The 26,881-nt window shown below is 73.4% G+C and carries 23 protein-coding genes; 16 read left to right on the forward strand and 7 right to left on the reverse strand.

What is annotated here, in order from left to right:
• Positions 1–149: 149 nt before the first annotated feature.
• The 3 genes from C3492_RS04260 to C3492_RS04270 all read left to right on the forward strand — a co-directional run bounded on the left by C3492_RS04260 (position 150) and on the right by C3492_RS04270 (position 2,816).
• Positions 150–395: a hypothetical protein gene (locus C3492_RS04260; protein WP_103810354.1), complete on the forward strand. Its 246-nt coding sequence runs from the start codon at positions 150–152 to the stop codon at positions 393–395.
• Positions 396–2,468, forward strand: a complete 2,073-nt coding sequence (gene malQ, locus C3492_RS04265; protein WP_103810355.1) for a 4-alpha-glucanotransferase — start codon at positions 396–398, stop codon at positions 2,466–2,468.
• A gap of 66 nt (positions 2,469–2,534) precedes the next feature.
• On the forward strand, positions 2,535–2,816 hold the full coding sequence (locus tag C3492_RS04270; protein ID WP_103810356.1) for a hypothetical protein: 282 nt from the start codon (positions 2,535–2,537) through the stop codon (positions 2,814–2,816).
• 106 nt (positions 2,817–2,922) lie between these two features.
• Here C3492_RS04270 and C3492_RS04275 read toward each other — a convergent pair whose 3' ends face one another.
• The gene (locus C3492_RS04275; RefSeq protein WP_103810357.1) at positions 2,923–3,480 is read right to left on the reverse strand and encodes a TetR family transcriptional regulator; all 558 of its coding nucleotides are present in this window, start codon (positions 3,478–3,480) and stop codon (positions 2,923–2,925) included.
• 130 nt (positions 3,481–3,610) lie between these two features.
• Between C3492_RS04275 and C3492_RS04280 the strand changes: the two genes are divergently transcribed.
• A complete protein-coding gene (locus C3492_RS04280; protein ID WP_103810358.1) occupies positions 3,611–5,119 on the forward strand; it encodes an FAD-dependent monooxygenase in 1,509 nt (502 codons plus the stop codon).
• A gap of 13 nt (positions 5,120–5,132) precedes the next feature.
• Here C3492_RS04280 and C3492_RS04285 read toward each other — a convergent pair whose 3' ends face one another.
• Positions 5,133–5,642: a MarR family winged helix-turn-helix transcriptional regulator gene (locus C3492_RS04285; RefSeq protein ID WP_103810359.1), complete on the reverse strand. Its 510-nt coding sequence runs from the start codon at positions 5,640–5,642 to the stop codon at positions 5,133–5,135.
• 121 nt (positions 5,643–5,763) lie between these two features.
• Between C3492_RS04285 and C3492_RS04290 the strand changes: the two genes are divergently transcribed.
• A complete protein-coding gene (locus tag C3492_RS04290; RefSeq protein ID WP_103810360.1) occupies positions 5,764–6,720 on the forward strand; it encodes an EamA family transporter in 957 nt (318 codons plus the stop codon).
• Between the two features lie 195 nt (positions 6,721–6,915).
• Positions 6,916–7,212 carry a hypothetical protein gene (locus C3492_RS04295; RefSeq protein WP_258055478.1) on the forward strand — a complete coding sequence of 99 codons (297 nt, stop codon included), beginning with the start codon at positions 6,916–6,918 and terminating at the stop codon, positions 7,210–7,212.
• 210 nt (positions 7,213–7,422) lie between these two features.
• Here the strand turns inward: C3492_RS04295 and pepN are convergent, their stop codons facing one another.
• Entirely contained in the window at positions 7,423–9,999 is a 2,577-nt protein-coding gene (gene pepN, locus C3492_RS04300; protein WP_103810362.1) for an aminopeptidase N, read from the reverse strand.
• 112 nt (positions 10,000–10,111) lie between these two features.
• Between pepN and C3492_RS04305 the strand changes: the two genes are divergently transcribed.
• Complete coding sequence (locus C3492_RS04305; protein WP_103810363.1) at positions 10,112–10,588, forward strand: DUF1203 domain-containing protein; 477 nt, start codon at positions 10,112–10,114, stop codon at positions 10,586–10,588.
• 88 nt (positions 10,589–10,676) lie between these two features.
• On the opposite strand, the gene C3492_RS04310 is transcribed toward C3492_RS04305, so the two are convergent.
• The gene (locus tag C3492_RS04310) at positions 10,677–11,936 is read right to left on the reverse strand and encodes a M14 family zinc carboxypeptidase (RefSeq protein ID WP_258055479.1); all 1,260 of its coding nucleotides are present in this window, start codon (positions 11,934–11,936) and stop codon (positions 10,677–10,679) included.
• Between the two features lie 210 nt (positions 11,937–12,146).
• Here C3492_RS04310 and C3492_RS04315 point away from each other — a divergent pair, with 210 nt between their 5' ends.
• Together C3492_RS04315 and C3492_RS04320 are read left to right on the forward strand one after the other, a co-directional pair.
• On the forward strand, positions 12,147–13,295 hold the full coding sequence (locus tag C3492_RS04315; protein WP_258055480.1) for a ThiF family adenylyltransferase: 1,149 nt from the start codon (positions 12,147–12,149) through the stop codon (positions 13,293–13,295).
• Complete coding sequence (locus C3492_RS04320) at positions 13,292–14,470, forward strand: hypothetical protein (protein ID WP_258055481.1); 1,179 nt, start codon at positions 13,292–13,294, stop codon at positions 14,468–14,470. The genes C3492_RS04315 and C3492_RS04320 overlap by 4 nt, the downstream gene beginning before the upstream one ends.
• Positions 14,471–14,583: 113 nt before the next feature.
• Here C3492_RS04320 and C3492_RS04325 read toward each other — a convergent pair whose 3' ends face one another.
• Positions 14,584–15,603: an aspartate-semialdehyde dehydrogenase gene (locus C3492_RS04325; protein ID WP_103810364.1), complete on the reverse strand. Its 1,020-nt coding sequence runs from the start codon at positions 15,601–15,603 to the stop codon at positions 14,584–14,586.
• Positions 15,604–15,932: 329 nt separating this feature from the next.
• Between C3492_RS04325 and C3492_RS04330 the strand changes: the two genes are divergently transcribed.
• Together C3492_RS04330 and C3492_RS04335 are read left to right on the forward strand one after the other, a co-directional pair.
• Positions 15,933–16,484 carry an RNA polymerase sigma factor gene (locus C3492_RS04330; protein ID WP_103810365.1) on the forward strand — a complete coding sequence of 184 codons (552 nt, stop codon included), beginning with the start codon at positions 15,933–15,935 and terminating at the stop codon, positions 16,482–16,484.
• Position 16,485: 1 nt separating this feature from the next.
• Positions 16,486–17,652: a hypothetical protein gene (locus C3492_RS04335; RefSeq protein WP_258055483.1), complete on the forward strand. Its 1,167-nt coding sequence runs from the start codon at positions 16,486–16,488 to the stop codon at positions 17,650–17,652.
• Positions 17,653–17,714: 62 nt separating this feature from the next.
• Here the strand turns inward: C3492_RS04335 and C3492_RS04340 are convergent, their stop codons facing one another.
• Positions 17,715–21,011, reverse strand: coding sequence for a S8 family serine peptidase (locus tag C3492_RS04340; RefSeq protein WP_103810366.1), 3,297 nt, complete (start codon positions 21,009–21,011; stop codon positions 17,715–17,717).
• 154 nt (positions 21,012–21,165) lie between these two features.
• Positions 21,166–21,708 carry a CGNR zinc finger domain-containing protein gene (locus tag C3492_RS04345; RefSeq protein WP_103810367.1) on the reverse strand — a complete coding sequence of 181 codons (543 nt, stop codon included), beginning with the start codon at positions 21,706–21,708 and terminating at the stop codon, positions 21,166–21,168.
• Between the two features lie 124 nt (positions 21,709–21,832).
• Between C3492_RS04345 and C3492_RS04350 the strand changes: the two genes are divergently transcribed.
• From C3492_RS04350 to C3492_RS04370, 5 genes are all read left to right on the forward strand, one after another.
• A complete protein-coding gene (locus tag C3492_RS04350; protein ID WP_103810368.1) occupies positions 21,833–22,279 on the forward strand; it encodes a VOC family protein in 447 nt (148 codons plus the stop codon).
• A 2-nt stretch (positions 22,280–22,281) separates the two neighbouring features.
• A complete protein-coding gene (locus C3492_RS04355) occupies positions 22,282–23,169 on the forward strand; it encodes a pyridoxamine 5'-phosphate oxidase family protein (RefSeq protein WP_103810369.1) in 888 nt (295 codons plus the stop codon).
• Positions 23,170–23,196: 27 nt separating this feature from the next.
• Positions 23,197–23,661 (forward strand): NUDIX hydrolase, encoded by a 465-nt coding sequence (locus tag C3492_RS04360; protein WP_103810370.1) that lies wholly within the window; start codon positions 23,197–23,199, stop codon positions 23,659–23,661.
• A 199-nt stretch (positions 23,662–23,860) separates the two neighbouring features.
• The gene (locus C3492_RS04365) at positions 23,861–25,615 is read left to right on the forward strand and encodes a TIGR03767 family metallophosphoesterase (protein ID WP_103810371.1); all 1,755 of its coding nucleotides are present in this window, start codon (positions 23,861–23,863) and stop codon (positions 25,613–25,615) included.
• 95 nt (positions 25,616–25,710) lie between these two features.
• Positions 25,711–26,838: a serine hydrolase gene (locus C3492_RS04370; protein WP_181140189.1), complete on the forward strand. Its 1,128-nt coding sequence runs from the start codon at positions 25,711–25,713 to the stop codon at positions 26,836–26,838.
• Positions 26,839–26,881 lie beyond the last annotated feature (43 nt).

Raw genomic sequence — 26,881 nt, forward strand, 5'->3', positions numbered from 1 at the left:
ACCCCCTCTATCGATCACCGGACCGGTGCCGGATCACCCGGATCACCCCCGGCACCGGTTTTTGCCGCGCGTGGCGGCGGGCTCACGGGGTAGGCCTGCCCGTAACCCGTCCAAAGCCGCAGCATCCGCGCACCGACAAGGAGGCCCCCGTGGCCGCACCGGCCCGACTCACGATCCCGGCCCAGCTCAAACCCGTGGCGGAGCCGTCCGCCGAGACCGACACGACGTCGCTGTGCGTCTTCAGCGCGGAGAGCGCCTGCGCCCAGGCACCGCTGACCAGCGAGCCGCCGCTGCCCGACGCCGAGCCCCTGACCAGTGAGCCCCCGCTCGCCGAGGCCGCCCCGCTGACCAGCGAGTCCGACCCGGTCCCGGACTCCTTCGCGCCGGGGCTGTAGATGGCCGCGGCGCCCGACGAGCACCCCACCGCGGACCTCGCCCGGCTCGCCGAGCTGCACGGGGTCGCCACGTCCTACCGCCCCGCCCCGGACCGTACCGTCCAGGTCCCCGCCTCCGCCGTGACCGCCGCCCTCGCCGCCCTCGGTGTCCACGCGGACGGCCCGGACGCCGTGCGCGCCGCCCTCGCCGCCCGGGAACGCGAGCTGCGCGAGCGCCTGCTGCCGCCGACGCTGGTCCAGTGGGCCGGCGCGGAACCGCCCGCCGCCCTCACCGCGCTGCCCGCCGGCACCCGGCTGCGCGTCGAGACCGAGGACGGCCAGGAGCGGGACGGCGCCGGGGATCTTCCGCTCGGCGTCCACCGGCTGACCGCCACCGCGCCCGACGGGCGGACCGGTGAGACGTCTCTCGTCGTCGCCCCGGACCGGCTGCCCGCCCCGCCCGGCCGCTCCTACGGCCTCCTCGTCCAGCTCTACTCCCTGCTCTCCCACCGCTCCTGGGGCATGGGCGACCTCGCCGACCTCGCCGAGCTGGCCGGCTGGGCCGGACGCACCGCCGGCGCCGGATTCGTCCAGGTCAACCCGCTGCACGCGGCCGTACCCGGCGCCCCCACCGACCCCTCCCCGTACCGTCCCTCCTCCCGCCGCTTCCCCGACCCCGTCCACCTGCGGATCGAGGACGTCCCCGAGTACGCCTACGTCGAGGACCGCGAGCGGCTCGGCGGCCTGCTGGAGCGGGCCGGGCGGCTGCGCGCCGCCGTCCTGGAGAAGGGCGCCCTCATCGACCGCGACGCGGTGTGGGAGCTGAAGCGGGAGGCGCTGGAGCTGGTCGCGCGGGTGCCCCTCGGGCCCGGCCGCCAGGCCGCCTACGACGCCTTCCGCGCCGCCCACGGCCGGGCTCTGGACGACCACGCCACCTGGTGCGCGCTCGCCGAGGTCCACGGTTCCGACTGGCACCGCTGGCCGGACGGGCTGCGGGACCCCCGCTCGGCCGCCACCGCCCGGGCGCGCGGGGAGCTCGCCGACCGGGTGGAGTTCCACACGCGCCTCGCCTGGCTCACCGACGGCCAGCTCCGCGCCGCCCAGCGCGCCGCCCGCGAGGCCGGCATGCCGGTCGGGATCGTGCACGACCTCGCCGTAGGCGTGCACCCGGCGGGCGCCGACGCCTGGGCCCAGCAGGACGTGTTCGCCGCCGGGATGTCCGTCGGCGCCCCGCCGGACGCCTTCAACGCCCGGGGCCAGGACTGGGGCCTGCCGCCCTGGCGCCCCGACCGGCTCGCCGCGACCGGCCACGCCCCCTACCGCGACCTGCTGCGCGCCCTGTTCCGCTACGCCGGTGCCCTGCGCATCGACCACGTCATGGGCCTGTTCCGGCTCTGGTGGGTCCCCCAGGGCAGCCCGCCCACCGACGGCACCTACGTCCGCTACGACGCCGACGCCATGCTCGCGATCCTGGCCCTGGAGGCGGCCCGCGCGGGCGCCGTCGTGATCGGCGAGGACCTGGGCACCGTCGAACCCGGCGTGCGCGAGACGCTCCAGCGGCGCGGGGTGCTCGGCACCTCCGTGCTCTGGTTCGAACGGGACTGGGAGGGCGACGGCCACCCGCTGCCGCCCGAGCGCTGGCGCGCCGACTGCCTCGCCACCGCCACCACCCACGACCTGCCGCCCACCGCGGCCCGGCTGACCGGCGACCATGTCGAGCTGCGCGACCGCCTCGGCCTGCTGACCCGTTCGGCCGCCGAGGAACGCGCGGAGGCCGCCGCCGACACCGCGGAGTGGCTCGCCCTGCTCGGCAGCCTCGGTCTGCTGGACAGCCCGGCGGCCGGACCGCCCGGCTCCGACGAGGAGGAGGAGATCCGCGCCGTCCACCGCTTCCTGCTGCGCACCCCCGCCCGGCTGATCGGGGTCTGGCTCCCGGACGGCGTCGGCGACCGCCGCCCGCAGAACCTGCCGGGCACCTGGGACCAGTACCCGAACTGGCGGCTGCCGGTCGCGGGCTCCGACGGCCGCCCGGTGCCGCTGGAGGAACTGGTGGCCTCACCCCGGCTCAGGGCCCTGCTGGAGGTGCTGCGCTGACCGCCCCCGTCCCCGTACGGGCACCCCGGCCGCGCGGCCCCGACGGCGGTTCGCTAACGTGATTCCGTGGACAAGAAGAACGCCCTGCGCGCCGGCGCCCTGGCCGCCGGTACGACGCTGATGATGCTGCTCATGTCGTCCCCCGCGCTCGCGCTGACCCGCGACGACGGTGACGACCCCGGCAAGGGCCTGAGCGTCATCGAGACGCTGGGCCTCTACGTCTTCGCCCCGGTGGTGCTGTTCCTGGTCATCGCCGGTCTGGTGATGGCCCTCGACAAGTCCCGGGCCAAGAAGGACACCACCTCGTCCAACATCAACGTCAAGTCCGACGCCCGGGCCAAGGCCTGAGCGACCGTCGGTCCGTTCGCCGGGGGCGCCGGTCCTCCCGTCGGTACGCGCGCGAGCCGTACCCGGGTGGGACCGGCGCCCCTGGCGTCTTTCCCCGCCCCGCCGGTCAGGGGCTCGGCGCGGTCAGATAGCGCTGCACCGTCGGGCCCAGCCATGCCACCAGCTCCTCGCGGTGGAGCGCGCGGGCCGGCGGGAGCCGCAGCACGTAGCGGGTGAGGGCCAGCCCGAGGAGCTGGGCGGCGCACAGCGCGGCCCGCGCGGGGACCTGCTCGGGGTCCGGGCACACCTGGCGGGCCACCGGCAGCAGTTGCTCCCGGAAGATGCCCTGCATCCGTTCGGCCCCGGCGTCGTTGGTGGCCCCGACCCGGAGGACGGCCGTCAGCTCGTCGTTCTCCTCCCACAGGTCGACGAAGTGGCCGACCAGTGTGCGGCCCACCTCCTCGCGGGGCACCGGCGCCAGGTCGGGCAGCCGCAGATCGAGCGCGACGGCCGCGGCGAACAGGCCCTCCTTGCTGCCGAAGTACCGCATCACCATGGACGGGTCGATCCGCGCGTCCCTGGCGATGGCCCGGATGGTGGCCCGCTCGTAGCCGTCGGCGGCGAAGCGGTCGCGGGCGGCGGCGAGGATGGCGGCGCGGGTGGCGTCGGAGCGGCGTGCTGTCATGCCAACGAGCGTAGGCCAACCGGTGTTGGCCAACAAGTGTTGACTCCACCTCCAGGCCGGGCCTACCGTTGCCAACAAGCGTTGACCAACGCACGTTGGCCAACAGGTGTAGGCACCCCAGGAGGCCACCATGACCGGCACCACGGGCTCCACCAGCACTGACGGCACCACCGGCACCCCCGCCCCCCGCGTCCTCGTCGTCGGCTCCGGCCCCACCGGCCTCCTCCTCGCCGGCGATCTCGCCACGGCCGGCGTCCCGGTCACCGTCGTCGAGAAGCGCCGGCACAGGATCAGCAACCTCTCCCGCGCCTTCGTCCTGCACGCCCGCACCCTCGAACAGCTCGACGCGCGGGGCCTCGCCGACGGCCTGGAGTCCGTGGGGCAGCCCCTGGACCGGCTCCGCCTGTTCGGCCGGCTCACCGTCGACCTCTCCACGCTCCCCTCCCGCTACCGCCACCTCCTCGTCCTCCCGCAGTACGAGGTCGAGAAGGCGCTGGAGCGGCGGGCGGTCGAGGCGGGGGCCGAGTTCCGGTACGAGACGGAGCTGACCGGGCTCACCCAGGACGCGGACGGGGTGACGGTCGAGGCCGGCGGGCCGGAGGGCCGTACGGAGACGCTGCGGGCCGCGTACGTCGTCGGCGCGGACGGCATGCGCAGCGCCGTGCGGCAGGCGATCGGGTTGCCGTTCCCGGGCCGGTCGGTGATCCGGTCCGTCGTGCTCGCCGACGTCCGGCTCGCCGAGCAGCCGCCGACCCTGCTGACGGTCAACGCGGTCGGCGACGCGTTCGCCTTCCTCGCCCCCTTCGGCGACGGCTACCACCGGGTGATCGGCTGGCACAGGGGCCGTGACGTCCCGGACAGCGAGCCGCTGGACCTCGCCGAGATCAAGGAGATCACCCGCCTCGCCCTGGGCCGGGACTTCGGGATGCACGACGCCCGCTGGATGTCCCGCTTCCACAGCGACGAGCGCCAGGCGCCGGCCTACCGGGTCGGGCGGGTCTTCCTGGCCGGGGACGCCGCGCACGTGCACACCCCGGCCGGCGGCCAGGGCATGAACACCGGGCTGCAGGACGCCGCGAACCTGAGCTGGAAGCTCGCCGCGGTGGCCGGCGGGCACGCGGACCCCGCGCTGCTCGACACCTACCAGGCCGAGCGGCACCCCGTCGGCCGGGCGGTGCTGCGCAGCAGCGGCGGGATCGTCCGCCTCGCCATGGCCAAGCGCCCCTGGACGCTGGCGGCGCGCGGGGCCCTCACCGCGTTCCTCGACGCGGTCGGCCCGGCCCGGCGCAGGGTCGCCGGCCAGATCACCGGCATCGGCCACCGCTACCCGGCGCCCCGCGGCGCCCATCCGCTCACCGGGGCCCGCGTCCCGGACGTGGACCTGGCCGGCGGGGGACGGCTGTACGAGGCGCTGCGCGGCGGCCGGTTCGTGCTGATCACCCCGGAGCCCTACGAGGCGGGGGCCGGCCGCGCGGACCGCCTGGCCGTGGCCCGGTGGGCGGCCGGCCGCCGTACCACCGTGCTGGTGCGCCCCGACGGTCACGCGGCCTGGGCCGCCGACTCGGCCGACCCGGCACGGATCGAGGCGGCGCTCGCCCACCACATCGGCACCGCCGTTCCCGCCGGCCCCACCGAGTGACGTGCGGTGACGGTTACGACGGCTGCTCGGCCGTCGCGTCCAGCAGCTTCCGCAGCAGGCCGGCCAGTCGGCCGGCCTCCTCGGGGTCCAGGGCGGACAGGGCGGCGCTCTCCTGGGCCAGCCCGGCGCCCACCGCCTCGTCGATCAGCCGCAGCCCCTCCTCGGTGAGGGTCACCCTCAGGCCGCGCCGGTCGTGCGGATCGGGGGAGCGGCGCAGCAGTCCCGCGCGCTCCAGCTTGTCGAGCCGGCCGGTCATGCCGCCCGTGGTGAGCATGAGGGTGGCCGACAGCTCGCGGGGCGAGAGGGTGTACGGCTCGCCGGACCGGCGCAGGGTGGCCAGGACGTCGAACTCGCCGCGGGAGATGCCGTAGGGCTTGTACGCCCTCTCCATCCGGTCGCCCATCGCGCGCGAGAGCCGGAAGATCCGGCCGAAGACCTCCATCGCCCGGGTGTCCAGGTCGGGCCGCACGTGCGCCCACTGCTCGATGATCGCGTCGACGGGGTCCGTGGGCTGTGGCTGCATGCGCAGAGTATCGGCCCAGTTCCGCTCGCCCGCAAGAAAGCCACTCGACGCTAAGTAGCTTGGAGCTAAGCTACTTACAGGCGAGCCACCAGGCAGCCACGCCCGCGGAAGGGACCCTCCCATGCCGACCCGTCCCCTCACCCCAGTCATCGCCGTCACCGCCCTCGCCCCGGTCTCCTGGGGCACCACCTACGCGGTCACCACCGAGTTCCTGCCGCCGGACCGCCCCCTGTTCACGGCCCTGATGCGAGCCCTGCCCGCCGGGCTGCTGCTGCTCGCGCTCACCCGGGTGCTGCCGCGCGGTGCCTGGTGGGCCAAGGCGGCCGTGCTCGGGGCGCTGAACATCGGCGCGTTCTTCCCGCTGCTGTTCGTCGCGGCGTACCGGCTGCCCGGCGGGATGGCCGCGGTCGTCGGCTCGGCCGGCCCGCTGTTCGTCGTCGGGCTCTCGGCCCTGCTCCTCGGGCAGCGGCCGGCCCCGCGCACGCTGCTCACCGGGCTGGTGGCCGCGTTCGGCGTCAGCCTCGTCGTACTGAAGGGGGCCGGCGCGCTCGACCTCGTCGGCGTCCTCGCGGCGCTCGCGTCCACCGCGGCCATGGCCGCCGGCACCGTGCTGACCAAGCGCTGGGGCCGCCCGGACGGGGTCGGTCCGCTCGCGCTCACCGGCTGGCAGCTCACCGCGGGCGGCTTGCTCATCGCCCCGGTCGCCCTCCTGGCCGAGGGCGCCCCGCCCGCCCTCGACGCCCGTGCCGCCGGCGGCTACCTCTACCTCGCCCTGGCCAACACGGCCGTCGCCTACTGGCTCTGGTTCCGCGGCATCGGCCGGCTCTCCGCCACCCAGGCCGCCTTCCTCGGCCCCCTCTCCCCGCTGACCGCGGCGGTCACCGGCTGGGCGGCCCTCGGCCAGACGCTCACCCCGGTGCAGCTCGCGGGCACGGCGCTGGCGTTCGGGGCGACGGTCGCGGGGCAGGGGGGAGGCGGGCGAGGAGCGTTCACCGGACGGAAGCGGCGGCGGCCGGACGGTCACGGTCCGTCGCGGTCCGAGATGCTGACTCAGCGGAGGCCGGTTAGCGTGAAGTAAAAGGGCCGCGACCAGGGGTGTGCCCGCCGCAGGCGGCGAGAGCCCTGTATCACCGGGGCGGCAGCCGCTGTGGCCAGGCCTGCTGCTCGTCCCCCGCGGCAACACCTACGACCGCGCCGTGACACGTTCGCACCGCGGCCGCGGCCATCGCCCCCGGACCGGAAACCCCGCGAGGGCGTGGAAGGAAGGTAGCCCATGACAGCACGTAGCGTGAGGCGTCTCTTCGCGGTATCCACCGCCGGCGTCCTCCTGGCGGGTGGTGCCGCGATCGGTACGGCGGGTACGGCCTCGGCGTCCACCCCGCACCAGGTCACGACCAACCGCGGCTGCTTCGACCGCGGCTTCGGGTTCAACAACTGCTACCGGAACGGCTTCTACGGGAACGGTTTCTACGGGAACGGTTTCTACGGCAACGGCTTCTACAACGGCTTCTACGGCTCGGGCTTCGCCCCCGGCTACGGCGGCGGCACCGTGGTGGTCGTCGTCAACTGACAGCCGATCACGGTCCCGGACCGCTGAACCGCACACGGTCCCGGACCGCTGAACCCGACCCCGATGCCGGACGGGCTCCTGCCCGCCCGGCATCGGCATGCCGCGCACCGCGGAACGGAAGATCGCCGGCAGTCGCGATGCCTGGTACTGCTCCGGAGATCCGCTGGGCGCCCGGTGCCGCACCGGGCGCCCCCGTCGCCGTGTCGGCCGCTACTCGGCGGAGCCCGCCGCGTCCGCCGCCTGGGCCTTCAAGGCCCGTTCGACGCCCGCGCGGGACTCCGAGACGAGGCGGCGCAGGGCCGCGGTCGGCTCGGCCGAGGCCAGCCAGGCGTCCGTCTTGGCCAGGGTCTCCTCGGAGACCTGGACGGACGGGTAGAGGCCGATCGCGATCTGCTGGGCGATCTCGTGCGAACGGGAGTCCCAGATGCCCTTGACGACCTCGAAGTACTTGTCCGTGTACGGCGCGAGGAGTTCCCGCTGGTCGGTCTGCACGAAGCCGCCGATCACGGCCTCCTGCACCGCGTTCGGCAGCTTGTCGGAGTCGATCACCGAGGACCAGGCCTCCGCCTTCGCCTCCGGCGTCGGGCGGGCCGCGCGGGCGGTGGCCGCGTGCCGTTCGCCGGCCGCCGTCTTGTCCCGCTCGTACTCGCCGGCGATCTCCGCCTCGTCGTACCGGCCGACGGCCGCGAGCCGCTGGACGAACGCCCAGCGCAGCTCGGTGTCCACGGCCAGGCCCTCGACGGTCTGCGTGCCGTCGAGCAGGGCCTCCAGCAGGTCGAGCTGCTCCGGGGTGCGCGCGGTCGCCGCGAAGGCCCGCGCCCAGGCCAGCTGGTGGTCACTGCCCGGCTCGGCCGCGCGCAGATGGGCCAGCGTGGCGTCCGTCCAGCGGGTCAGCAGGGCCTCGCGGGTGGCCGGGGCGGCGTACAGGTCGATGGCCAGCTTGACCTGGCGGTGCAGGGACTGCACCACGCCGATGTCGGACTCCTTGCCGATGCCGGACAGCACCAGGGAGAGGTAGTCGCGGGTGGCCAGCTCGGCGTCCCGCGTCATGTCCCAGGCCGACGCCCAGCACAGGGCGCGCGGCAGGGACGCCTCGAAGTCGCCGAGGTGCTCGGTGACGGCCTTCAGGGACTCCTCGTCCAGGCGGACCTTCGCGTACGACAGGTCGTCGTCGTTGAGGAGGATCACCGCCGGGCGGCGCCTGCCCGCGAGCTGCGGTACGGCGGTCAGCTCGCCGTCCACGTCCAGCTCGATCCGCTCGCCGCGCACCAGCTTGCCCGCGTCCGACAGGTCGTAGAGGCCGATCGCGATGCGGTGCGGGCGCAGGGTCGGCTCGCCCTTGGCGCCGGCCGGCAGCGCCGGGGCCTCCTGGCGGACGGCGAAGGAGGTGATCACGCCCTCGGCGTCGGTCTCCACCTCCGGGCGCAGGATGTTGATCCCGGCCGTCTCCAGCCACTTCTTCGACCAGGTCTTCAGATCGCGGCCGGAGGTCTTCTCCAGGGCGCCGAGCAGGTCGGAAAGGCGCGTGTTGCCGAACGCGTGCGCCTTGAAGTACGCCTGCACGCCCTTGAAGAACGCGTCCTCGCCGACGTAGGCGACGAGCTGCTTCAGCACGCTCGCACCCTTGGCGTACGTGATGCCGTCGAAGTTGACGAGGACGTCGTCCAGGTCGCGGATGTCCGCCATGATCGGGTGCGTGGACGGCAGCTGGTCCTGCCGGTACGCCCAGGTCTTCATCGAGTTCGCGAACGTCGTCCACGAGTGGGGCCAGCGCGAGCCGGGGGCCGCGGCCTGGCAGGCGATGGAGGTGTAGGTGGCGAACGACTCGTTCAGCCACAGGTCGTTCCACCACTCCATGGTGACCAGGTCGCCGAACCACATGTGGGCCAGCTCGTGCAGGATGGTCTCCGCGCGGACCTCGTACGCCGCGTCGGTCACCTTGGACCGGAAGACGTACTGGTCGCGGATGGTCACCGCGCCCGCGTTCTCCATCGCGCCCGCGTTGAACTCGGGCACGAAGAGCTGGTCGTACTTCTCGAACGGGTAGGCGTAGTCGAACTTCTCCTGGAACCAGTCGAAGCCCTGCCGCGTGACCTCGAAGATCGCGTCGGAGTCCAGGAACTCGGCGAGCGAGGGCCGGCAGTAGATGCCGAGCGGCACGGACTGCCCGTCCTTCTCGTACACGCTGTGCACGGAGTGGTACGGGCCGACGATCAGCGCGGTGACGTACGTGGAGATCCGCGGGGTCGGCGCGAAGACCCAGACGTTGTCCTTGGGCTCCGGGGTCGGCGAGTTGGAAATGACCGTCCAGCCCTCGGGCGCCTTCACGGTGAACTGGAAGGTGGCCTTCAGGTCCGGCTGCTCGAAGGAGGCGAAGACGCGGCGGGCGTCCGGGACCTCGAACTGGGTGTACAGGTAGGCCTGGTCGTCGACCGGGTCGACGAACCGGTGCAGGCCCTCGCCGGTGTTGGTGTAGGCGCAGTCCGCGACGACCCGTAGGACGTTGGGCCCTTCCAGCAGCCCGGGCAGCGCGATCCGCGAGTCCTTGAAGACCTCGGCGGCGTCCAGGTGGTCACCGTTGAGGACCACCTCGTGGACGGCCGGGGCCACCAGGTCGATGAAGGACTCGGTGCCACCGCGGGCCACGTCGAAGCGCACCGTGGTCACGGACCGGTAGGTACCGCCCTCCTGCGCGCCGGAGAGGTCGAGATCGATCTCGTACGAGTCAACGGTGAGCAGCTCGGCCCGCTGCTGCGCCTCTTCGCGAGTCAGGTTTGTGCCAGGCACGCGGTCATCTCCTCGTTATGTGTCGGTTGCGTCATCCTTCCATGGGATCGAGGGGGAACGCGATGTCCGTATCCCGCCGGTCGGCGCGGCGTCGCGGCGGGACGCTGGGCGCATGACGACGTACACCGCACGGCCCGTCCCGGCCGAGGTCCTCAAGGAGCTGCGCACCGCCGACGACGCCGGCCGCCCCATGGCCGCCGTGCCGGACGCGGAGGGCGGCGCCCCGCTGCGCTGCTGCCTGCGCCACAGCACGCCGGGCGAGCTGATCGCCCTGGTCTCGTACGCGCCGCTGCGCCGCTGGGCGGCCGCGACGGGCGCCGACCCGGGGGCCTACGACGAGCAGGGCCCCGTCTTCATCCACGCCGAGGAGTGCCCCGGCCCGGCCGGCGACGCCCTGCCCTTCACCAACTCCCACCGCGTCCTGCGCCGCTACTCGGCCGACGGCCGCATCCTCGGCGGCCGCCTGGTGGAGCACGCGGACGCCTTCGGCCCCGCCCTGACGGAGGCCCTCGCCGATCTGGAGGTGGCGGTGGTGCACGTGCGGGCGGTGGAGTACGGGTGCTTCCTGTACGAGGTGCGACGGGGGTAGGCCACACGGGCGCGGCGCTCGCGGTGGCCGACGGTGCGGACCGGGCCGCCGCCTCGCTCCCTCGTGCGGTCGGACGCGACGGTCCTGGTCACCCGCACAGCCGGTCGGCGAGGTCCAGCATGGTGCGCAGGTGCAGTGCGGTCTGCGCGGAGACCGGGATCCAGCGCGGCTCGTACGTCTTGTCGAGCTCCCGGCACCACTCGCGGACCAGGTCCGTGAGGGCGTCGGCGGTGCCGGGGGCGGTGGCGGACAGGGCACGGCGCATCATGGCCGCCGCGCGCAGCGGGATGCGGCGGGCGGCGACGGCGAGGGTGGCGAAATGACCCCGGGAGCCGGCGCGCTCCTCGGCCCAGCCGGCGGCGATCGCCGGCGCCACGTCCAGCAGCTCCCGGGCGGCGCTGTGCAGGGGCAGCAGGTCTTCGGGTACGCCGTCGGCCGGGGCGCCCCCGAGCAGTGCCTTCAGCTCGCCGGTACGGGCCAGCAGCAGCTCGGCCGCCTGCGCGCTCTCGCGCCGCGGTTCGGGCGAGGGACGGGGATCGCTCACTGCCGGGACGGCCCAGGCCGGGGCCTCGACGAGGGCGGTGAGGGTGCCGTAGCGCCGGGGGTGGAGCCAGGTGCTCTCGGCGACGAAGCCGCTCGGGTCGCGTTCGCTCACGGTGCCGCCGTCCGTGAGCCGCAGGACACCGGGTGGGTGCGGCTGCCAGTCCGGGCCGTCCCCCGGGCGGTCGTCCAGGGGGATGTGCAGGCGCGCTGCCGTCTCCCGGAAGGCGCGCGCGGCTCCGGGCACCTCCCTGGTCTGCATCGTGAAGGCACCGCCGACCTCGATGCCGTGCAGGGTGAACTGTGCCGTGGGTCGCAGCTCGTCCAGCAGCCGTACGAGCGTCGCCGACTCCGGCAGCGGAGCGCGTCCGGTGCCCGGGGCGGGCGGCGACTCGGGCTGGCAGGCGAACTCCGGCCGGTAGAAGTGCCGGTGGCACTCCTCCAGGGACGGGGCCGGCTCCTCGGGCTGCCAGCCGTGTGCGAGGCGGGCGCCGTCCGGATCGAGGCACAACAGGAAGTGCCAGGTGCAGTCGAGCCGTTGGAGAACCTGGGGCCGGTGCGCCAGGAGGCGGGCGAGACGGAGCACGGAGGCACCGCCCACGGGTTCGTTGGCGTGCGCGCCCGCGACGGTGAGGAACCGCCGCTCACCGTGCCCGGCCGACAGCAACCACAAGGGCCGGCCCGCCCGGCTCCTCCCGGCCACGCGCAGCCGCAGCACCCCGGGCGCGGCCACGACCAGTGCGCGGGCCCGCTGTTCCAGTTCGCCGACGCCCGGGTAGAGCGCGCCGCGGGACCACGGTGTCCGCACCCGGGTCTCCGGTCAGGCGCCGCTGGAGTTGCTGTCCCCGGTGGTCTCCTTCTTCTCCAGCGGCCGGATCTCGATCTTCGTCGGCATGTCAACTCTCCTTCTTCGTAGAGGTGTTGAGCGTTTCCATGGGACGCCCGAGGGTAGGCCCTGTCAAGAGCGACCGGTGCGTCCGAAGTGCTGGGGGACATTCCGGATGGCGAAGGAGCCCCTGTGACAGGTGCGGTGGAAGCGCTCGGCCGGCCTCGTGTCAAGCCCGAGCACCGGCCCTACCGGACGGTGGACGGCCACGTCCGGATCGGCGGGGTGGTCTACGGCATCGGCGCGGAGATCACGGACCCGCAGGGCTGGGTCTGGTCGCTTGTCCAGGCGCTGGACGGATCCCGCGGGCCCGAGGACGTGGTCCACGAGGTGCTCCGCCGGCACCGGGACATCGCGGACCTGGACGGCGCGGACGTACGGCAGGCGCTGGCCGACCTCGTCGACGCCGGATTCGTGGAGGACATGGACGCACCCATCCCCCTGACCCGGCGGGAACAGGTGCGCTACAGCCGGGGTGTCCCGCTGCTGCGCTGGATGGATCGCGGGCCGCGCACCAGCGCATGGGACGCCCAGCTCCGGCTGCGTGAGTCCCGGGTGCTGCTGCTGGGCCTCGGCGGGACGGGCGGGCAGGCGGCCCTGAGCCTGGTGGCGTCCGGTGTCGGAAGGCTGCACTGCGTGGAACCCGACGTGGTGGAGCTGTCCAACCTCAACCGGCAGATCCTCTACCGCGAGGACGACATCGGCCGGCCCAAGCTGGAGGCGGCGCTCGCGACCCTGCGCGCGCTGAACTCGGACGTGACCCTCACCGGGGAGCGGAGGCCGGTGCGGGCCCCCGACGAGCTGGCGGAGCTGATCGCCACGGCCCGCGCCGCGAAGGCGCCCTACGACCTTCTCGTCCTCGCCGCCGACCGGCCCACCGCCCTGCGAAGCTGGACCAACCGTGTCTGCCTGGACGCCGGGCTTCCGTGGGTGGAGGGCGGGTACCGGGGGCCGGTGGCGAGCGCGGGCGTGTACGTCCCCGGACACGGTGCCTGCTGGGAGTGCCTGCGGGACGGGGAGTTCGCCCGGCGCGATCTGCGGCTGCCGCCCGGACAGGACGAGGAGATCGCCTCGCCCCGACTGCCGTGGAATCCGGCCGGCGCGGTCACGGCCGGCCTGTCCGGGACGCTGCTCGCCCACGCGGCGGTGGCCGTGCTGACCGGGATCCCGCCCCTGGAGCCGGGCTTCCGCTTCGGGGTGAACCTGATGGTGCCGGGCGACCCGGTCCTGGAGCGCTTCCCCCGCCGCCCCGGCTGCCCCGCCTGCGGGCAGCACGGGTGACCGCCGGGCCCGTCCGGGTCCGGCTGCACGAGCTGAGCTGCCGGCCCGACGGCGAGGAGTGGATCGTCGGCCGGCTGGACACCGGACGGCTGGTCGCGCTGCCCGAAGCCGGCAAGCGCGCGCTCGACCTGCTCGGCCGGGGCCTGACCACCGCCGAGACCGCCGAGCGGCTGCGGGCCGAGACCGGCGAGGACGTGGACGTGGCCGACTTCGTCGAGGCGCTCGTCGGTCTCGGCTTCGTCGCCGAGGTGGACGGCCGGAAGCTACCGGCGGCACCCGCGCCCGCGCCCGCCCTTGCCCGGATTCGCCCCCGGCACGTGCGCTGGTTGCTGAACCCCGTCCTCCCTCCCCTGCTCGGACTGCTGATCGCCGCGGTCCTGCTCACGCGGCCTCCCGTGCCGCCGAGTTACCACACCCTGCTGTGGAGCCGGCACGGCAGCGCGGTGATCGCACTCGGCGCGGGCTACGGCTGGGCGCTGCTCCTGCTGCACGAGTGCGCCCACCTGCTGACGGCCCGGGCCACCGGTGTGGCCGGGCGGATGCGGCTCGGCACCCGGTTGCAGTTCCTGGTGGTGCAGACCGACATCAGCGGCATCGAGCTCGCGCCGCGCCGGCACCGGCTGACGGCCTACCTGGCCGGCATCGCCACCAACCTGGCCTTCGCCTCGGCGTTCGCGCTCGCCACGCTCGCCGTGGACGGCACCCCGCGGCGGATCCTGGCCGCCCTCGCGCTGTTGTCGCTGCTTCCGCTCCCCTTCCAGTTCCTGGTCTTCATGCGCACGGACGTGTACTTCGTCCTCCAGGACCTGCTGCGCTGCCGGGACCTCTACGGGGACGGCGTCTCCTACATGCGCCATGTCACCCGGCGGCTGCTGCGCCGGGCCCGCGCGCAAGCCGACCCCAGCCGGGCGTTGCCCGCCCACGAACGGCGAGCGGTCCGCGCCTACAGCCTGGTCCTCGTGCTCGGCACCGCCCTGTGCCTGGGGTTCCTGGCCACCGTGACCCTGCCCGCCGACATCGCTCTCCTCGCCCGCTCCGGGGCCCGGCTGAGACCGGGCCGGCCGGTCACCCAGTGGCTGGACTCCCTGGCGGTGGTCCTCGCCCTCGGCGGGGTCCACGTGCTGTGGCTGCGGACGTGGTGGCGGGGCAGGCGGGAGCGCCACCGGCGTCCCTGAGGTCCGCGTGGCACGAGGGACACGGGAAAGGGGCGGCCGGGACGAGGCAAAGGGGCGGCCGGGACAGGGAAAGGGGCGGCCGGGAATGGCCGCCCCTTGTTCCGAGGTGCGGGTTACTTCGCCGAGAGTTCCGCCGCCACCAGTTCCGCGATCTGGACCGCGTTCAGCGCGGCGCCCTTGCGGAGGTTGTCGTTGGAGATGAACAGGGCGAGGCCGTTCTCCACCGTCTCGTCGCGGCGGACGCGGCCGACGTACGACGGGTCCTGGCCGGCCGCCTGGAGCGGGGTGGGGATGTCGGAGAGGGCCACGCCCGGCGCCTTCGCGAGGAGCTCGGTGGCGCGCTCCGGCGGGAGCGGGCGGGCGAAGCGGGCGTTGACCTGGAGGGAGTGGCCGGAGAAGACCGGGACGCGCACACAGGTGCCGGAGACCTTCAGGCCGGGGATCTCCAGGATCTTGCGGGACTCGTTGCGCAGCTTCTGCTCCTCGTCGGTCTCGTTGAGACCGTCGTCGACGAGGTTGCCGGCGAAGGGCAGCACGTTGAAGGCGATGGTGCGCTTGTAGACCTGCGGCTCGGGGAAGTCGACCGCCGCGCCGTCGTGGGTGAGCTTGTCGGCCTCGGCGGCCACCTTTTGCACCTGACCGTGCAGCTCGGCCACGCCCGCGAGGCCCGAGCCGGACACCGCCTGGTAGGTGGCGACGACCAGCGCCTCCAGGCCGGCCTCCTCGTGCAGCGGCTTGAGCACCGGCATCGCGGCCATCGTGGTGCAGTTCGGGTTGGCGATGATGCCCTTGGGGCGGTCGGCGATGGCGTGCGGGTTCACCTCGGAGACCACCAGCGGGACCTCGGGGTCCTTGCGCCATGCCGAGGAGTTGTCGATCACGACGGCACCCTGGGAGGCGACCTTCTCGGCCAGCGCCCTGGAGGTCGCGCCGCCCGCGGAGAAGAGGACGATGTCCAGGCCGGTGTAGTCGGCGCTCGCCGCGTCCTCCACCGTCACGCCGTCCAGCACGGTCCCGGCGGAACGGGCCGAGGCGAACAGGCGCAGCTTCGTGACCGGGAAGTTCCGCTCCGTGAGGATCCTGCGCATGACCGTGCCCACCTGACCGGTGGCTCCGACGATTCCGACCCTCACAGCGACTCCCTCTATGTGTCTCTTGCCTGACCGGGGCATTTCCATCATGCGGCCGACCCCGGTCCACCTGTCCAATTCTTTGTCATGTGTGCCCGAAGGGTGGGACACGATCACCCGCCGGACGGTTCCAGACCTCCGCCGGGCGCCCGGCTGAGCTGCAGGAATTCCCTCCGCCGGGGGCCCGCGCCGGAAGCTGTGCTGTCCCGTCCCTGCCCGTCCGGATCCCGGCCATACGAGGGTGTGACGTACGCCTCTGCGGACTTCCGGCGCCGGCCGAACGTTTCGGCCCGCCGCCACGTCGTAGGGGCAAACGCGTGAGGGGGTGGCTTGTGCTGCGCGGAAAGGCGCGCCGCGACCGAGGGGCGGCGTACGCCGCCGGCACGGACGGTGCCGGCGACGATCCGCTGGACGCGGCCCAGGAACGCCGGGTGCGGGCGGTGCTCGCACTCGGCGGTGTGCCGCAGTCGGACCTGCCGGACGGGGTGCAGCAGGTCCGGCTGCGGCTGCTGGAGCGGGCCGCGAGCGGGCGCGAGGCGCCGCGGGACGTGTCGGCGTGGGCGGCGGTGGTCGCCTCCAACCTGGCCATGGACTGGCACCGGGCCAAGCGGCGCCAGGAGCGGCTGGGGGAGCGGCTGGCCGCGCTGCGCGCGCCCGCGCACGCCTCCGGCGAGGAGACCAGTCTGCTGTCCCTCGCCGTCGCCCGGGGCCTGGACGAGCTGCCCGCCGCCCAGCGGCAGGTGGTGGTGCTGCGCTTCTTCGCCGACCTGCCGGTGCGGGCCATCGCCGAGGAGCTGGGCATCCCGGAGGGCACGGTCAAGAGCAGGCTGCACACGGCGGTCCGCGCACTGCGGGACCGGCTGCACGAGGACGAGGTGGCGTGACATGACCGCCGGACACGAGGACGCACGGGGCGCCGAAAGCGGCGGACAGCACGGGGAGCTCGGGGAGCACGGACAGCACGGGGGGCAGCGGGAGCCCGGACAGCGCGGGGAGCAGCGAGGGGACGGCGAGCGCGGGGAGCAGTGGGGGAGCCGCGAGCACGGGGAGCGGTGGAGGAACGGCGAGTACGGCGTGTACGGGGGGCAGCGGGGGAACGGCGAGCGCGGGGACGGGGAGCGCGGGGAGCAGTGCGGGAGCGGCGAGTACCGCGAACACGGCGAGCACGGGGGGTACGACGGCATGGACGCCCTCATGGCCGCGATCACCGGAGACCCCCTGCCGGAGGAGGCCCGGCGGGACCCCGTCCTCCTCGCCGAACACCGGGCGGCCGAGGCCGACGTGGCCGTGCTGCGGGACCAACTCGCGTGGCTGGCCGGGGCGCTGACGGGGGAGGACACCGTGGAGGAGGCCGAGTCGTCCCCGGACGCCGTCTCCGCCCCGCCCCCGGCCCGGCGCCCCCGCAGCCGTACCCACTCCTCCGCCCCCACCCGGCCGGCCGGGCCGCCCCGCCCCGGGCGGGCGAGTGGGCCCCGCCGGGCCCTGCGGATCGCGCTCGGCTCGCTCGCCGGTGCCGCGGCCTTCTCCCTGGTCCTGGGCTTCGGCTGGCTGGTGGCCGAGGGCGGTGGTGGCGGCGGGGCGGACGACAAGAGCGGGGCCTCGTCGGCGGCCAAGGGGAATGCCGACGCGACGGGCCAGGAGGCCGGGCCCGGCGGACGGCCGGCGGACCCGGAGCGGGAGCTGGCCTGCTCCCGGCTCGTCGTGGAGGGCACTGTGGCGCGGGTGGAACGGGAGAAGGACGCTCCCGGGAGCGCCGTCCCCGGGAGCGGCCCTGGGAGCGCCGCGAGCGCCCCCGGCAGCCGGGTCACGCTGACCGTGGTCCGCTCCTACCGGCCCGCGCAGGGCCCGGCCGAGGTCCGCTTCCTGCTCGACGTGGACGCGCGGCCGGCACCCCGCGTGGGCCAGCACGTGCTGGTGCGGGTCGGCCGGGGCGAGCGGTACGCGAGCCTGTGGGCCGTCGGTGACTCCCGCGTGGCCGCCGCCCGCGCCTGGGTCACCGAGGCCCTGCCCGGTTCCCGGACCCTGGCCTGCCCCTCGGGCGACGCGTCCTGAGCGGGAAAGAGAGGGGCGGGCGCCCGTCAGGACGCCCGCCCCTCTCCGTGCGTGTCACCCCGTTACGGCGTGACCTTCTCGATCTTCACGCTGCCGCTGCCCGCGACCGTGCCGTGGGCGTTCACGAGCTGGACCCGGCCGAAGAACTCGCGGCCGGCCGGGGCCTGGGCGGCGGCCGTGACCTGGCCGGTCACCGTCGCCGAGGCGCCCGTGCCGAGCTTGACCGGGGCGGAGCCGTCGACCGTGACGGAACCGAGCGCGGTGGAGAAGAACACGTCCCGGTAGTCGTAGTCGGTCGAGCCGGCCGGGACGGAATAGCCCACGACCTCGATGGTGTAGGTGCCGGCGGCCGGGGACGGCACGGACACCGCCTCCTCCGAGTCGCCGTCGGCGGACTTGCCGACCTCCTTGCCGGACGCGTCGTACACCGTCAGGTCCAGGTCGGCCGCGGTGTCCGAGACGCCCCCGATGGCGACGTCGAGCGAGGTGGCGCCGGCCGGGACCTCCACCGTGCTGGTCTGGGTCTCACCCTCCTTGATGGCCGGGCGGGCGGTCTTGGCGGAGCCGAGCGGGCCGCCGACCAGCTTGCCGTCCAGCGCGGCGTACGCGTTGGTCACCTTCCAGGAGGCGGTGGCCGGGGTGCCCACCTTGGCCTCGGGGACGGTCACGGTCTCCGGGTCGAAGGCGGCGCCGAGGACGGTGACGTCCAGCCGGTACGGGTTGTCGAGCAGCGGGGAGGTCCGCCGGGCCTCGACCTCCACCTCCCAGACGCCGGGCTGCGGGTCGGCGTAGGAGCGCACGTCGGGCTTGCAGCCGTTGCCGTCCAGGTAGTTGTTGTAGCAGTACGGGGTCGAGGTGTTGTCGGACGGGACGCCGTACGGGTGGACGGCGATGAACCGGGTCTGGCTCTTGTCCTTCAGCCCGCCGATCGCGACCTCCAGCGAGGTCGCGCCCTCGGGCACGGTCAGGAAGTAGGAGCGCGTGCTGTTGCGCTGCACCGAACCGGACACGGAGTAGGTGTACTTCACCGGGGCCGCGACCACGACGGTGGACAGGATCTGCTTGTCGGTGCCCTCGGTCCGCGGGTCGTCGACCTCCAGGATCGCGCTCTTGATGCCCTCGGACTTCGGGGCCGCCTGGACCTTGACGGTGACCGGCTGGTTCAGCGGCAGCCTGACGTCGTCGTCGCCGACGATCCGGAAGGTGTCGCCGGCGTTGTTCGCGAAGCGGAGCTCGTGCCGGACCGCCTTGTCCGGGCCGGACGTACGGGTGATCGTCACGTCGTACGTCTTCTTCTCGCCCGCCTTCAGGCCGCCCTCGCGGTCGTAGAGGCCGGTGCCGAAGCCGGGGGTCTTGAGGGCGTAGTCGATCGCGGTGTCGACCGGGGCCTTCACGGTGTACTCGTGGGCGGTGGCGTCGTCCTTGATCGACTCCCAGGCGTCCACGATGTCGATGAGGCCCGCGCCCTCCTCGTACGCCTGCACGCCCTTGATGTGGTCGGCGGTCGAGGTCAGCGCCGTGCGCAGCTTGGCGGGCGTGAGGTCGATGCCCTTCTGCCTGGCGGCGCTCAGCAGCAGCGCGGAGGCGCCGGTGGCCTGCGGGGAGGCCATCGAGGTGCCCTGGAGCATGGAGTAGCCGGCCGGCAGTGAGTAGCCGGCCTCGGCGACCGGGGAGCCCGGCAGCCAGGTCTGGGTGGTGTTGATCGCGGCGCCGGGCGCGCTGAGGGTCGGTGTGAAGCCGCCGTCCTCACGCGGGCCGCGCGAGGAGAAGGGCATCATCGCGTACTTCTTCTCCACCACCGACCCGTAGTTCGCAGCCCAGGTCTCCTTGGAGATGGTCGCGCCGACGGAGATCACCTTGTCGGCGAGGCCGGGGTCGCCGATGGTGTTGGCGCCGGGGCCGGAGTTGCCGGCGGAGATCACCAGCTGGACGCCGTAGGTGTCGATGAGCCGGGTGTACAGCTCGGCGCGCGCGTTGTTGCCGTCGTTCAGCGCGGGCAGGCCGCCGATCGACATGTTGACGATGTCGACCCCGCGCTCGGTGACGAGGTCGATCATGCCCTCGGTGAGGGCGACGTTGGTGCAGCCGCCGGTCCAGGTGCAGGCCCGTGAGGAGACCAGCTTGGCGCCGGGCGCCGCGCCGTTCATCCTGCCGCCGAACAGGCCGTTGGCGGCGGTGATGCCGGCGACGTGGGTGCCGTGCTCGGACTCGATGACGCCGATGTTGACGTAGTCGGCCTTCGCGCCGGAGGAGTTGTAGACGACGTCCTTGCGGGTCTCGACCACGAAGGGGACGCGCTCCACGACGTCCGTCGCCGGGTCGTCGGTGCCGAAGTACCCGACCTGGTAGCCGTCCTTGTACGGCTTCATCGCCGCGTCGTCGGTGAAGTCCAGGTTGTCGTTCGTGTCGACGCGGACCGTGCCGGCGGCCGGGTCGTAGAGCACGCCCCAGGCGTCGGCGGTGTCACCGTCCCGGTTGAGGTCGCCCTTCTCGTCGCCGCCTGCGGTCGCGGACTCGTACATGTAGTTGAACTTGTACGAGCCCTCGGGCGCCGTGAACCTCTCGGTGCCCTGTGAGGCGGTGCTGATGGAGAAGGACGGGCCCGAGACACCGGTGGTCATCCGCCGCCAGGTGCCGTCGCCGTCGACGACCGGGTCGGTCGCCGTCACCCAGTCGACGATCTTCCGCTCGCCGGTGGTGGTCTTCTGCAGGGCCGGGTGGCCGAGGTCGACGCCGGAGTCCAGGATGCCGATGGTGATGCCGCGGCCGTCCGCCTTGGGGTGGTCCTCGACGAAGTCGACGGCACCGGTCTCGAAGGACGGGTTGTACGGGTTCTCGGCGGGGGTCTTCTTGCCGGGCGCCGGGTAAGTTCCCTTGGCCGCCGAGGACTTGCTGCCGTTCGGCGTCGGGTCGTCGAGCGGGATCTCCTGCTTGAGGTCGATCGCCTGGACGGAGGAGAGCGTCGCGGCGGCGGCGATGGCCGAGTCCGCCCGGCCCGTCGGGACGGTGGCGCGGACGTAACCGAGCTTGTCGTAGGTACGGCCCACCAGGCCGCCCTCGACCGCGTCCAGCTGCCCGGCGACCTGCTCCGTCTTCCCGGGCGAGGTCGCGATCATCATCGTGACGCTCTTGTCGCCGTCGGCCTTGGCCTCGGCGAGCAGGGCGGCGTCGTCGGAGCCGAGCTTGTCGTGGGCGGACTTGACGGCGGGGTCGGCGGCCGGGACGGGGGCCGGGTCCGCGGCGAGGGCCAGGGGTATCGGCCCCGCCGCGGAGAGGGCGGCCACGACGCCCACGGCCACGGCTATGCGGGCCAGGCGTCTCGGACCGGGTATCGGATCACGCTCGGGCATGTGGGTCATCGACATCCCTCAGGTCAAGGAACGAGCGGACGGGAGCGCTCAGCCTGACCGAAGGGTTGTGATTTTGGGGACCGTTGACCGAATCGAAATCAAGGTATGGGGAAAACCCGCGATGGGATATGAGTGGATCCGGCCGGTATGGACCGGAATTCGCTCACCCCTCCTTGGAACGGGCGTAATGCCGGGAGGCCTTGGTCCGGTTGCCGCACGCGGCCATCGAGCACCAGCGGCGGGTGCCGTTCCGGGACGTGTCGAAGAAGTGCAGGATGCAGCCGCCGCCGGCGCAGGTGCGGATCCGCTCGGGGGCCCGGGTGAGCAGGTCCAGGTAGTTCCGGGCGGCGAGCCAGGCCGGGCCCCAGGCGGGGTCGGCGAACTCGGGCTCCTCGGCCGGACCGCCGGCGGTGAGCCGGGCCCGGATGCGGCCGTGCTCCAGTACGGCGTCCACGAGCGGCGCCGCCCGCTCCGGTGACCCGTCCACGGCCGCCTCGATCGCCTCGCGCGCCGCGCGCAGGTGGCGCAGCGCCGCCGCGTCGGCCGGGTGGGTTCCGGCCAGCCCGTTGCTCGCGAGCCAGACCGCCAGCCCGTCGGTGTCCGCGAGCAGGTCCTGGGTGACGCCGTCGCTGTTCCACCGGGTGTTGAGCAGGTCGAGCGCGAGCGGCTCGCCGGTGAGCGGGCGGGGATCGCGGGCGCTGGACATCGGGCACTCCTCCTCGGCTAACCGGTCAAGCCTACGTGAGCGGTTGACTCCATCGAATCTAACCCCCTAACGTGAAATACGAAGGTTAGAAATGCCCGGTGAGGGCACGCCGAAGGGAAGAGCCATGACCTTGAGCACCGGCCACACGGGCCTGAACGTCACCGATCTCGACCGCTCGCTCGCCTTCTACCGGGACGTCCTCGGCTTCACCGTGCTCGCCGAGGGCAAGGAGGACGACCGGCGCTACGCGTTCCTCGGCAACGGCGGCGACCGGCCCGTCCTCACCCTCTGGCAGCAGGCGCAGGGGTCGTACGACCGGGACCGGGCGGGACTGCACCACCTGGCCTTCACCGCCGACACGATGGACCGGGTCCGTGAGTACGAGCGTGCGCTCAGGGCCGCCGGGGCCGACTTCGCGCACGACGGGGTGGTCGCCCACCGGGAAGGAGCGGCCTCCGGCGGGATCTTCTTCCACGACCCGGACGGCACCCGCCTGGAGATCTCCGTCCCGCACGGCGCCGAGCAAGCCCCCGCCCCGCACGCCGCCGCTCCGACCTGCGGCTTCTTCTAGTCATGAGCGTGTATCACGCGGGCTCGCGGGCCATTCAGGAGCAGACCGGCGTCCGCGACCGGGCCGACCACGTCGGCCGCTCCCTCGGCCAGGACATCAAGCCGGTCGCGGCGGCCTTCCTGGAGCAGCAGCCCCTGCTGATCGTGGGCGCGGCGGACCCGGAGACGGGAAGGGTGTGGGCCTCGGCGCTCACAGGAGCGCCGGGTTTCGTACGGGCGACGGGGCCACGGCGGATGTCCGTCGACGGAGACGCCGCTCGGGCATTCGCCGCAACCGACCCGTACCCGGCCGGCGGCCCCCGGGCCGTGGGCACCATCGCCGTCGACCCCAGAACCCGCCGCCGCATGCGCCTCAACGGCCGACTGCACCCCACGGCGACCGGATTCACCGTGGCAGCGGACCAGGTCTTCTCCAACTGCCCGAAACACATCCAGCGGAGGGAGTCGTACGAAACGGTCGACCGCACCCCCGAAGCCCCCCGCCGCCTCACCGTACTCGGCGAGGAGGAAGCGGCCCTCGTCCGGTCCGCCGACACCTTCTTCCTCGCCACCGTGCACGCAGCCGGTGCCGACGCCAGCCACCGCGGCGGCAATCCCGGCTTCGTCGAGATCACGTCCCCGCGCGAGCTGACCTGGCCGGACTACCCCGGCAACGCGATGTTCCTCAGCCTCGGCAACCTGCGCACCGACCCGCGCGCCGGTCTGCTCTTCCTGGACTGGGACACGGGCACCACCCTCCAGCTCACCGGCGAGGCCCGGACCGAGTTCGCTCAGGACGGCGCCCGTACCGTCCGCTTCACACTCACCGAGGCCCTGTGCACCCCGGCCGCCCTGCCCCTGCGCTGGTCCGCGCCGCAGTATTCGCCCGCCAACCCGGACAACGCGCGCTAACGTCCGTCCATGCGACGGAAACTGAGGGTGGCGGCCTACGCCGTGTGCGTCCGCGACGGACAGCTCCTGCTCGCCCGCTCACCCGCACCGGACGGCACCCCGGAGTGGGTGCTGCCCGGCGGTGGCATGGAGCACGGCGAGGACCCGTACGACACCGTCCGCCGCGAGGTCGGCGAGGAGACCGGCTACCGCATCGAGGTGACCGGTCTGCTCGGCATCGACTCCTCCCGCCATGTCTTCCCCAGCGGGCGCCCGCGCCGCCGCACCGACCACCACGGGGTGCGCATCCTCTACACGGGGGAGGTCGTCGGCGGTGAACTCCGTCACGAGGTGGGCGGTTCCACCGACTTCGCCGCCTGGCAGGACCTCGACGCCGTACCCACGCTGACCCGGGTGCGGCTGGTCGACACCGCGCTGCGCCTGTGGCGCGAACAGCCGCCGCACGGACACCTGGAGGGCGTTGCGCTACCCCGGCAGTTGAACGAGGAGTGACCGGTCCCGGTCCACCGGCGATCGGCTGCATGACCGCGCCCGGTGACCCGTGATCCACGTACGGTGATTGGCGCTGCGCGTTGCCGCCGCGTTCACGCGCAGGTCATCCCCGGTGCCAACGATCCACGGTGAGCGGGGCGTTCGCGTCCGTGACGGCCCGCGACCACTGCCGACGCGTTCGCACTCGGGGAGACCGCGCATGCCGCGCATACGCTCTGTCGCCACCTCCGCCGCGGGGGTCAACCGCCGTACCGTCCTCGCCGCCGCCGGAGCGGTCTCGCTCTCCGCGGGCGTCGGCTACGCCCTGCGCCCGGCCGACGGCCAGGCCGTCACCGTCGCCGGCACCGAGGAGACGGTGGTTGCCTCCTCCCGCAAGGCGCCCGCGGCCCCTCTCGCCCCGTACACCAAGGGCACCACCCTGGCGAGCGTCGCCATGCCGCGCGGCGGTTCCAGCTACCGCCGGCTCGGCGAGGGACCCGGCTGGAAGCGCGTCGTGCGCGGCGACCTGGCCGCGCCCCACTCCGGCCGCGAGAGCCGCCGCACCGCGCTGGCCGCGTTCGTCCAGCTCACGGACCTGCACCTGATGGACAGCCAGCACCCACTGCGCTGGGAGTTCCTGCGGTCCGCCGACCGGCACACCTGGCGCCAGCAGGAGGCGCTCACCGTGCACGGCGCCATCTCCCTCGTGGAGCGGGTCAACGCGCTGCGGGGCGCCCCCGTCACCGGTTCCCCGCTCCACTTCGCGATGACGACCGGCGACAACACGGACAACAATGCCCACTCCGAGCTGGAGTGGTACATGAAGGTCATGAGCGGCGGGCGCATCACCCCCAACACCGGTGACCGCCGCCACTACGAGGGCGTCCTCAACAGCGGCCTCAAGCAGTACTGGCAGCCCGACTCGGACCTGCGCGACTCCGACAAGCTGCTCGGCTTTCCCCACCTGCCGGGATTCCTGGCCGCCGCGATCCGCGAGGTGCACAGCCCCGGCCTCAACCTGCCGTGGTACTCCACCGTCGGCAACCACGACGCTCTGGGGATGGGTACCTACGGGCACGGCGACCCGTATCTCGCGGAGTTCGCCGTCGGCGGCAAGAAGCTCATGAGCCTGCCGGAGTCCGAGGCCAAGAAGGTCCTGGACGCGATCGACAACGCCAAGGACCCGAAGGGCACGCTGCTGCGCGACATCCTCAAGGCCCACGCCCGCTCCATGCGGTCGGTCACCCCGGACGAGCGGCGCGCGCCGTACACGGTCCGCGACTACCTCAAGGCCCACCTGGACCCGGCCCACGCCGGCCGCGGCCCGGTCGGCCACGGCTACTCCTCCGCCACCCTCGACGCGGGCACCCAGTACTACAGCTTCCGCATCGCCGACGACGTCATCGGCATCAGCATCGACACCACCGACCCGGGCGGGCACTACGAGGGGTCCATCGGCACCGCCCAGCTGAACTGGCTGGACAAGACCCTCAAGGACAACAAGGGCTCCTACGCCGTCGTCTTCAGCCACCACACCAGCAAGTCGATGACGAACACCCGCCCCGACCCGGCCCGTCCCGGCGAGCGCCGGCACAACGGGGCCGAGCTGCTGTCCCTCCTGGGCCACCACGCCAACGTGCTGGCCTGGGTGAACGGCCACCTGCACCGCAACCTCATCACCCCGCACACCATGTCCGGCGGCGGATCCTTCTGGGAGATCACCACCGCTTCGCACGTCGACCACCCGCAGCTCGCCCGCGTCATCGAGCTGGTGGACAACAAGGACGGCACGCTGTCGGTCTTCACCACGCTGGTGGAGTCCGCGGCCCCGCACCGCACCGACTTCTCGGACCTCAGCCAGACCGGCCTGGCGGCCCTCTACCGCGAGCTGTCCTTCAACGCCCGGGGCGGCAAGCAGAACCTCGCCGGGAGCGCCTCGGACCGCAACACCGAGCTGGTGCTGAAGAAGGGCTGACATTCACTCAACCGGCGTACACCGAGGCAACCTTCGCAGAACAGTCACCGGTCCCTTCCCCCGACCGCACCCGCACACCACAGGTTGGGGAAGACATGCGCGCACGCACAGCTCTGGTGGGCAGCACCGCCCTGCTCCTCTCGGCGGCCCTGGCGGGACCGGCCGTCGCGGCCGGCCCCGCACCCCACGAGCGCACCCGCGAGGCCGTCGAGGCGGCGGTCGCGGCCGGTGTCCCCGGCGCGACCGTCACCGCGCGGGACGGCCACGGCGTCTGGTCCGCCACCGCGGGGGTGGGCGACACCCGCACGGGTGCGCCGCGCTCGCCCGCCGACCGCTTCCGCGTCGCCAGCATCACCAAGTCCTTCGTCGCCACCGTCCTGCTCCAGCTGGAGGCGGAGGGCCGGCTCTCGCTCGGCGACCCGGTGGACCGGTGGCTGCCGGGCGTGGTCCGCGGCCACGGCCACGACGGCCGCCGGATCACCGTCCGGCAGCTGCTGAACCACACCAGCGGCATCCACGACTACCTCGCCGACCCCGGTTTCAGCAGCGCCTACTTCACCAAGGAAGGATTCTTCCGGCACCGCTACGACACGCTCACCCCGCGGGACCTGGTGGACTTCGCCATGCGGCACGCACCGGACTTCGCGCCGGGCACCTCCTGGCGGTACTCCAACACCAACTACGTCCTCGCCGGGATGGTGATCGAGGAGGTCACGGGCCGGTCGTACGCCACCGAGATCAACCGCCGGATCATCGCCCCGCTGCACCTGAGGGCGACCTCCGTGCCGGGCACGCGGGTCACCCTGCCCCGACCGAGCAGCAGGGCGTACTCGACGTTCAGGATCCCCGGCGGCCCGGCGTACGACGTCACGGACCTCAACCCGTCCATGGCCTCCTCCGCCGGAGAGATGATCTCTGACTCCGCCGACCTGTCCCGCTTCTACGGCGCCCTGCTCGGCGGCGAGCTGCTCCCGGCCCGGCAGCTGAAGGAGATGAAGACGACGGTGGCCACGGAGGCCGACACCCCCCGCACCCGGTACGGCCTCGGGCTCATGAACACCCGGCTGAGCTGCGGCGTTCACGTCTGGGGTCATGACGGCGGCATTCACGGCTCGGCGTCCGAGGCGGCGTCGACGGCGGACGGCCGGCACTCCGTGGCGGTCAACTTCAACGGGGACTGGGCCGGGGACACGGTGGACGTGATGGAGAAGGAATTCTGTTAGCCAACGTTTCGTACGTGTAGTTCCGCGTTAACTCGCGCGCAAT

The sequence above is a fragment of the Streptomyces sp. Ru62 genome (assembly GCF_002920615.1).
GTDB lineage: Bacteria > Actinomycetota > Actinomycetes > Streptomycetales > Streptomycetaceae > Streptomyces.

Coding starts and splice junctions, on each gene's coding strand:
- C3492_RS04280 (WP_103810358.1), top strand. CDS start 3,611: ATGACCGGCACCACGGGCTCCACCAGCACTGACGGCACCACCGGCACC.
- C3492_RS04295 (WP_258055478.1), top strand. CDS start 6,916: ATGACAGCACGTAGCGTGAGGCGTCTCTTCGCGGTATCCACCGCCGGC.
- C3492_RS04350 (WP_103810368.1), top strand. CDS start 21,833: ATGACCTTGAGCACCGGCCACACGGGCCTGAACGTCACCGATCTCGAC.
- C3492_RS04290 (WP_103810360.1), top strand. CDS start 5,764: ATGCCGACCCGTCCCCTCACCCCAGTCATCGCCGTCACCGCCCTCGCC.
- C3492_RS04305 (WP_103810363.1), top strand. CDS start 10,112: ATGACGACGTACACCGCACGGCCCGTCCCGGCCGAGGTCCTCAAGGAG.
- C3492_RS04370 (WP_181140189.1), top strand. CDS start 25,711: ATGCGCGCACGCACAGCTCTGGTGGGCAGCACCGCCCTGCTCCTCTCG.
- C3492_RS04285 (WP_103810359.1), bottom strand. CDS start 5,642: ATGCAGCCACAGCCCACGGACCCCGTCGACGCGATCATCGAGCAGTGG.
- C3492_RS04340 (WP_103810366.1), bottom strand. CDS start 21,011: ATGACCCACATGCCCGAGCGTGATCCGATACCCGGTCCGAGACGCCTG.
- C3492_RS04335 (WP_258055483.1), top strand. CDS start 16,486: ATGACCGCCGGACACGAGGACGCACGGGGCGCCGAAAGCGGCGGACAG.
- C3492_RS04355 (WP_103810369.1), top strand. CDS start 22,282: ATGAGCGTGTATCACGCGGGCTCGCGGGCCATTCAGGAGCAGACCGGC.
- C3492_RS04365 (WP_103810371.1), top strand. CDS start 23,861: ATGCCGCGCATACGCTCTGTCGCCACCTCCGCCGCGGGGGTCAACCGC.
- malQ (WP_103810355.1), top strand. CDS start 396: ATGGCCGCGGCGCCCGACGAGCACCCCACCGCGGACCTCGCCCGGCTC.
- C3492_RS04275 (WP_103810357.1), bottom strand. CDS start 3,480: ATGACAGCACGCCGCTCCGACGCCACCCGCGCCGCCATCCTCGCCGCC.
- C3492_RS04345 (WP_103810367.1), bottom strand. CDS start 21,708: ATGTCCAGCGCCCGCGATCCCCGCCCGCTCACCGGCGAGCCGCTCGCG.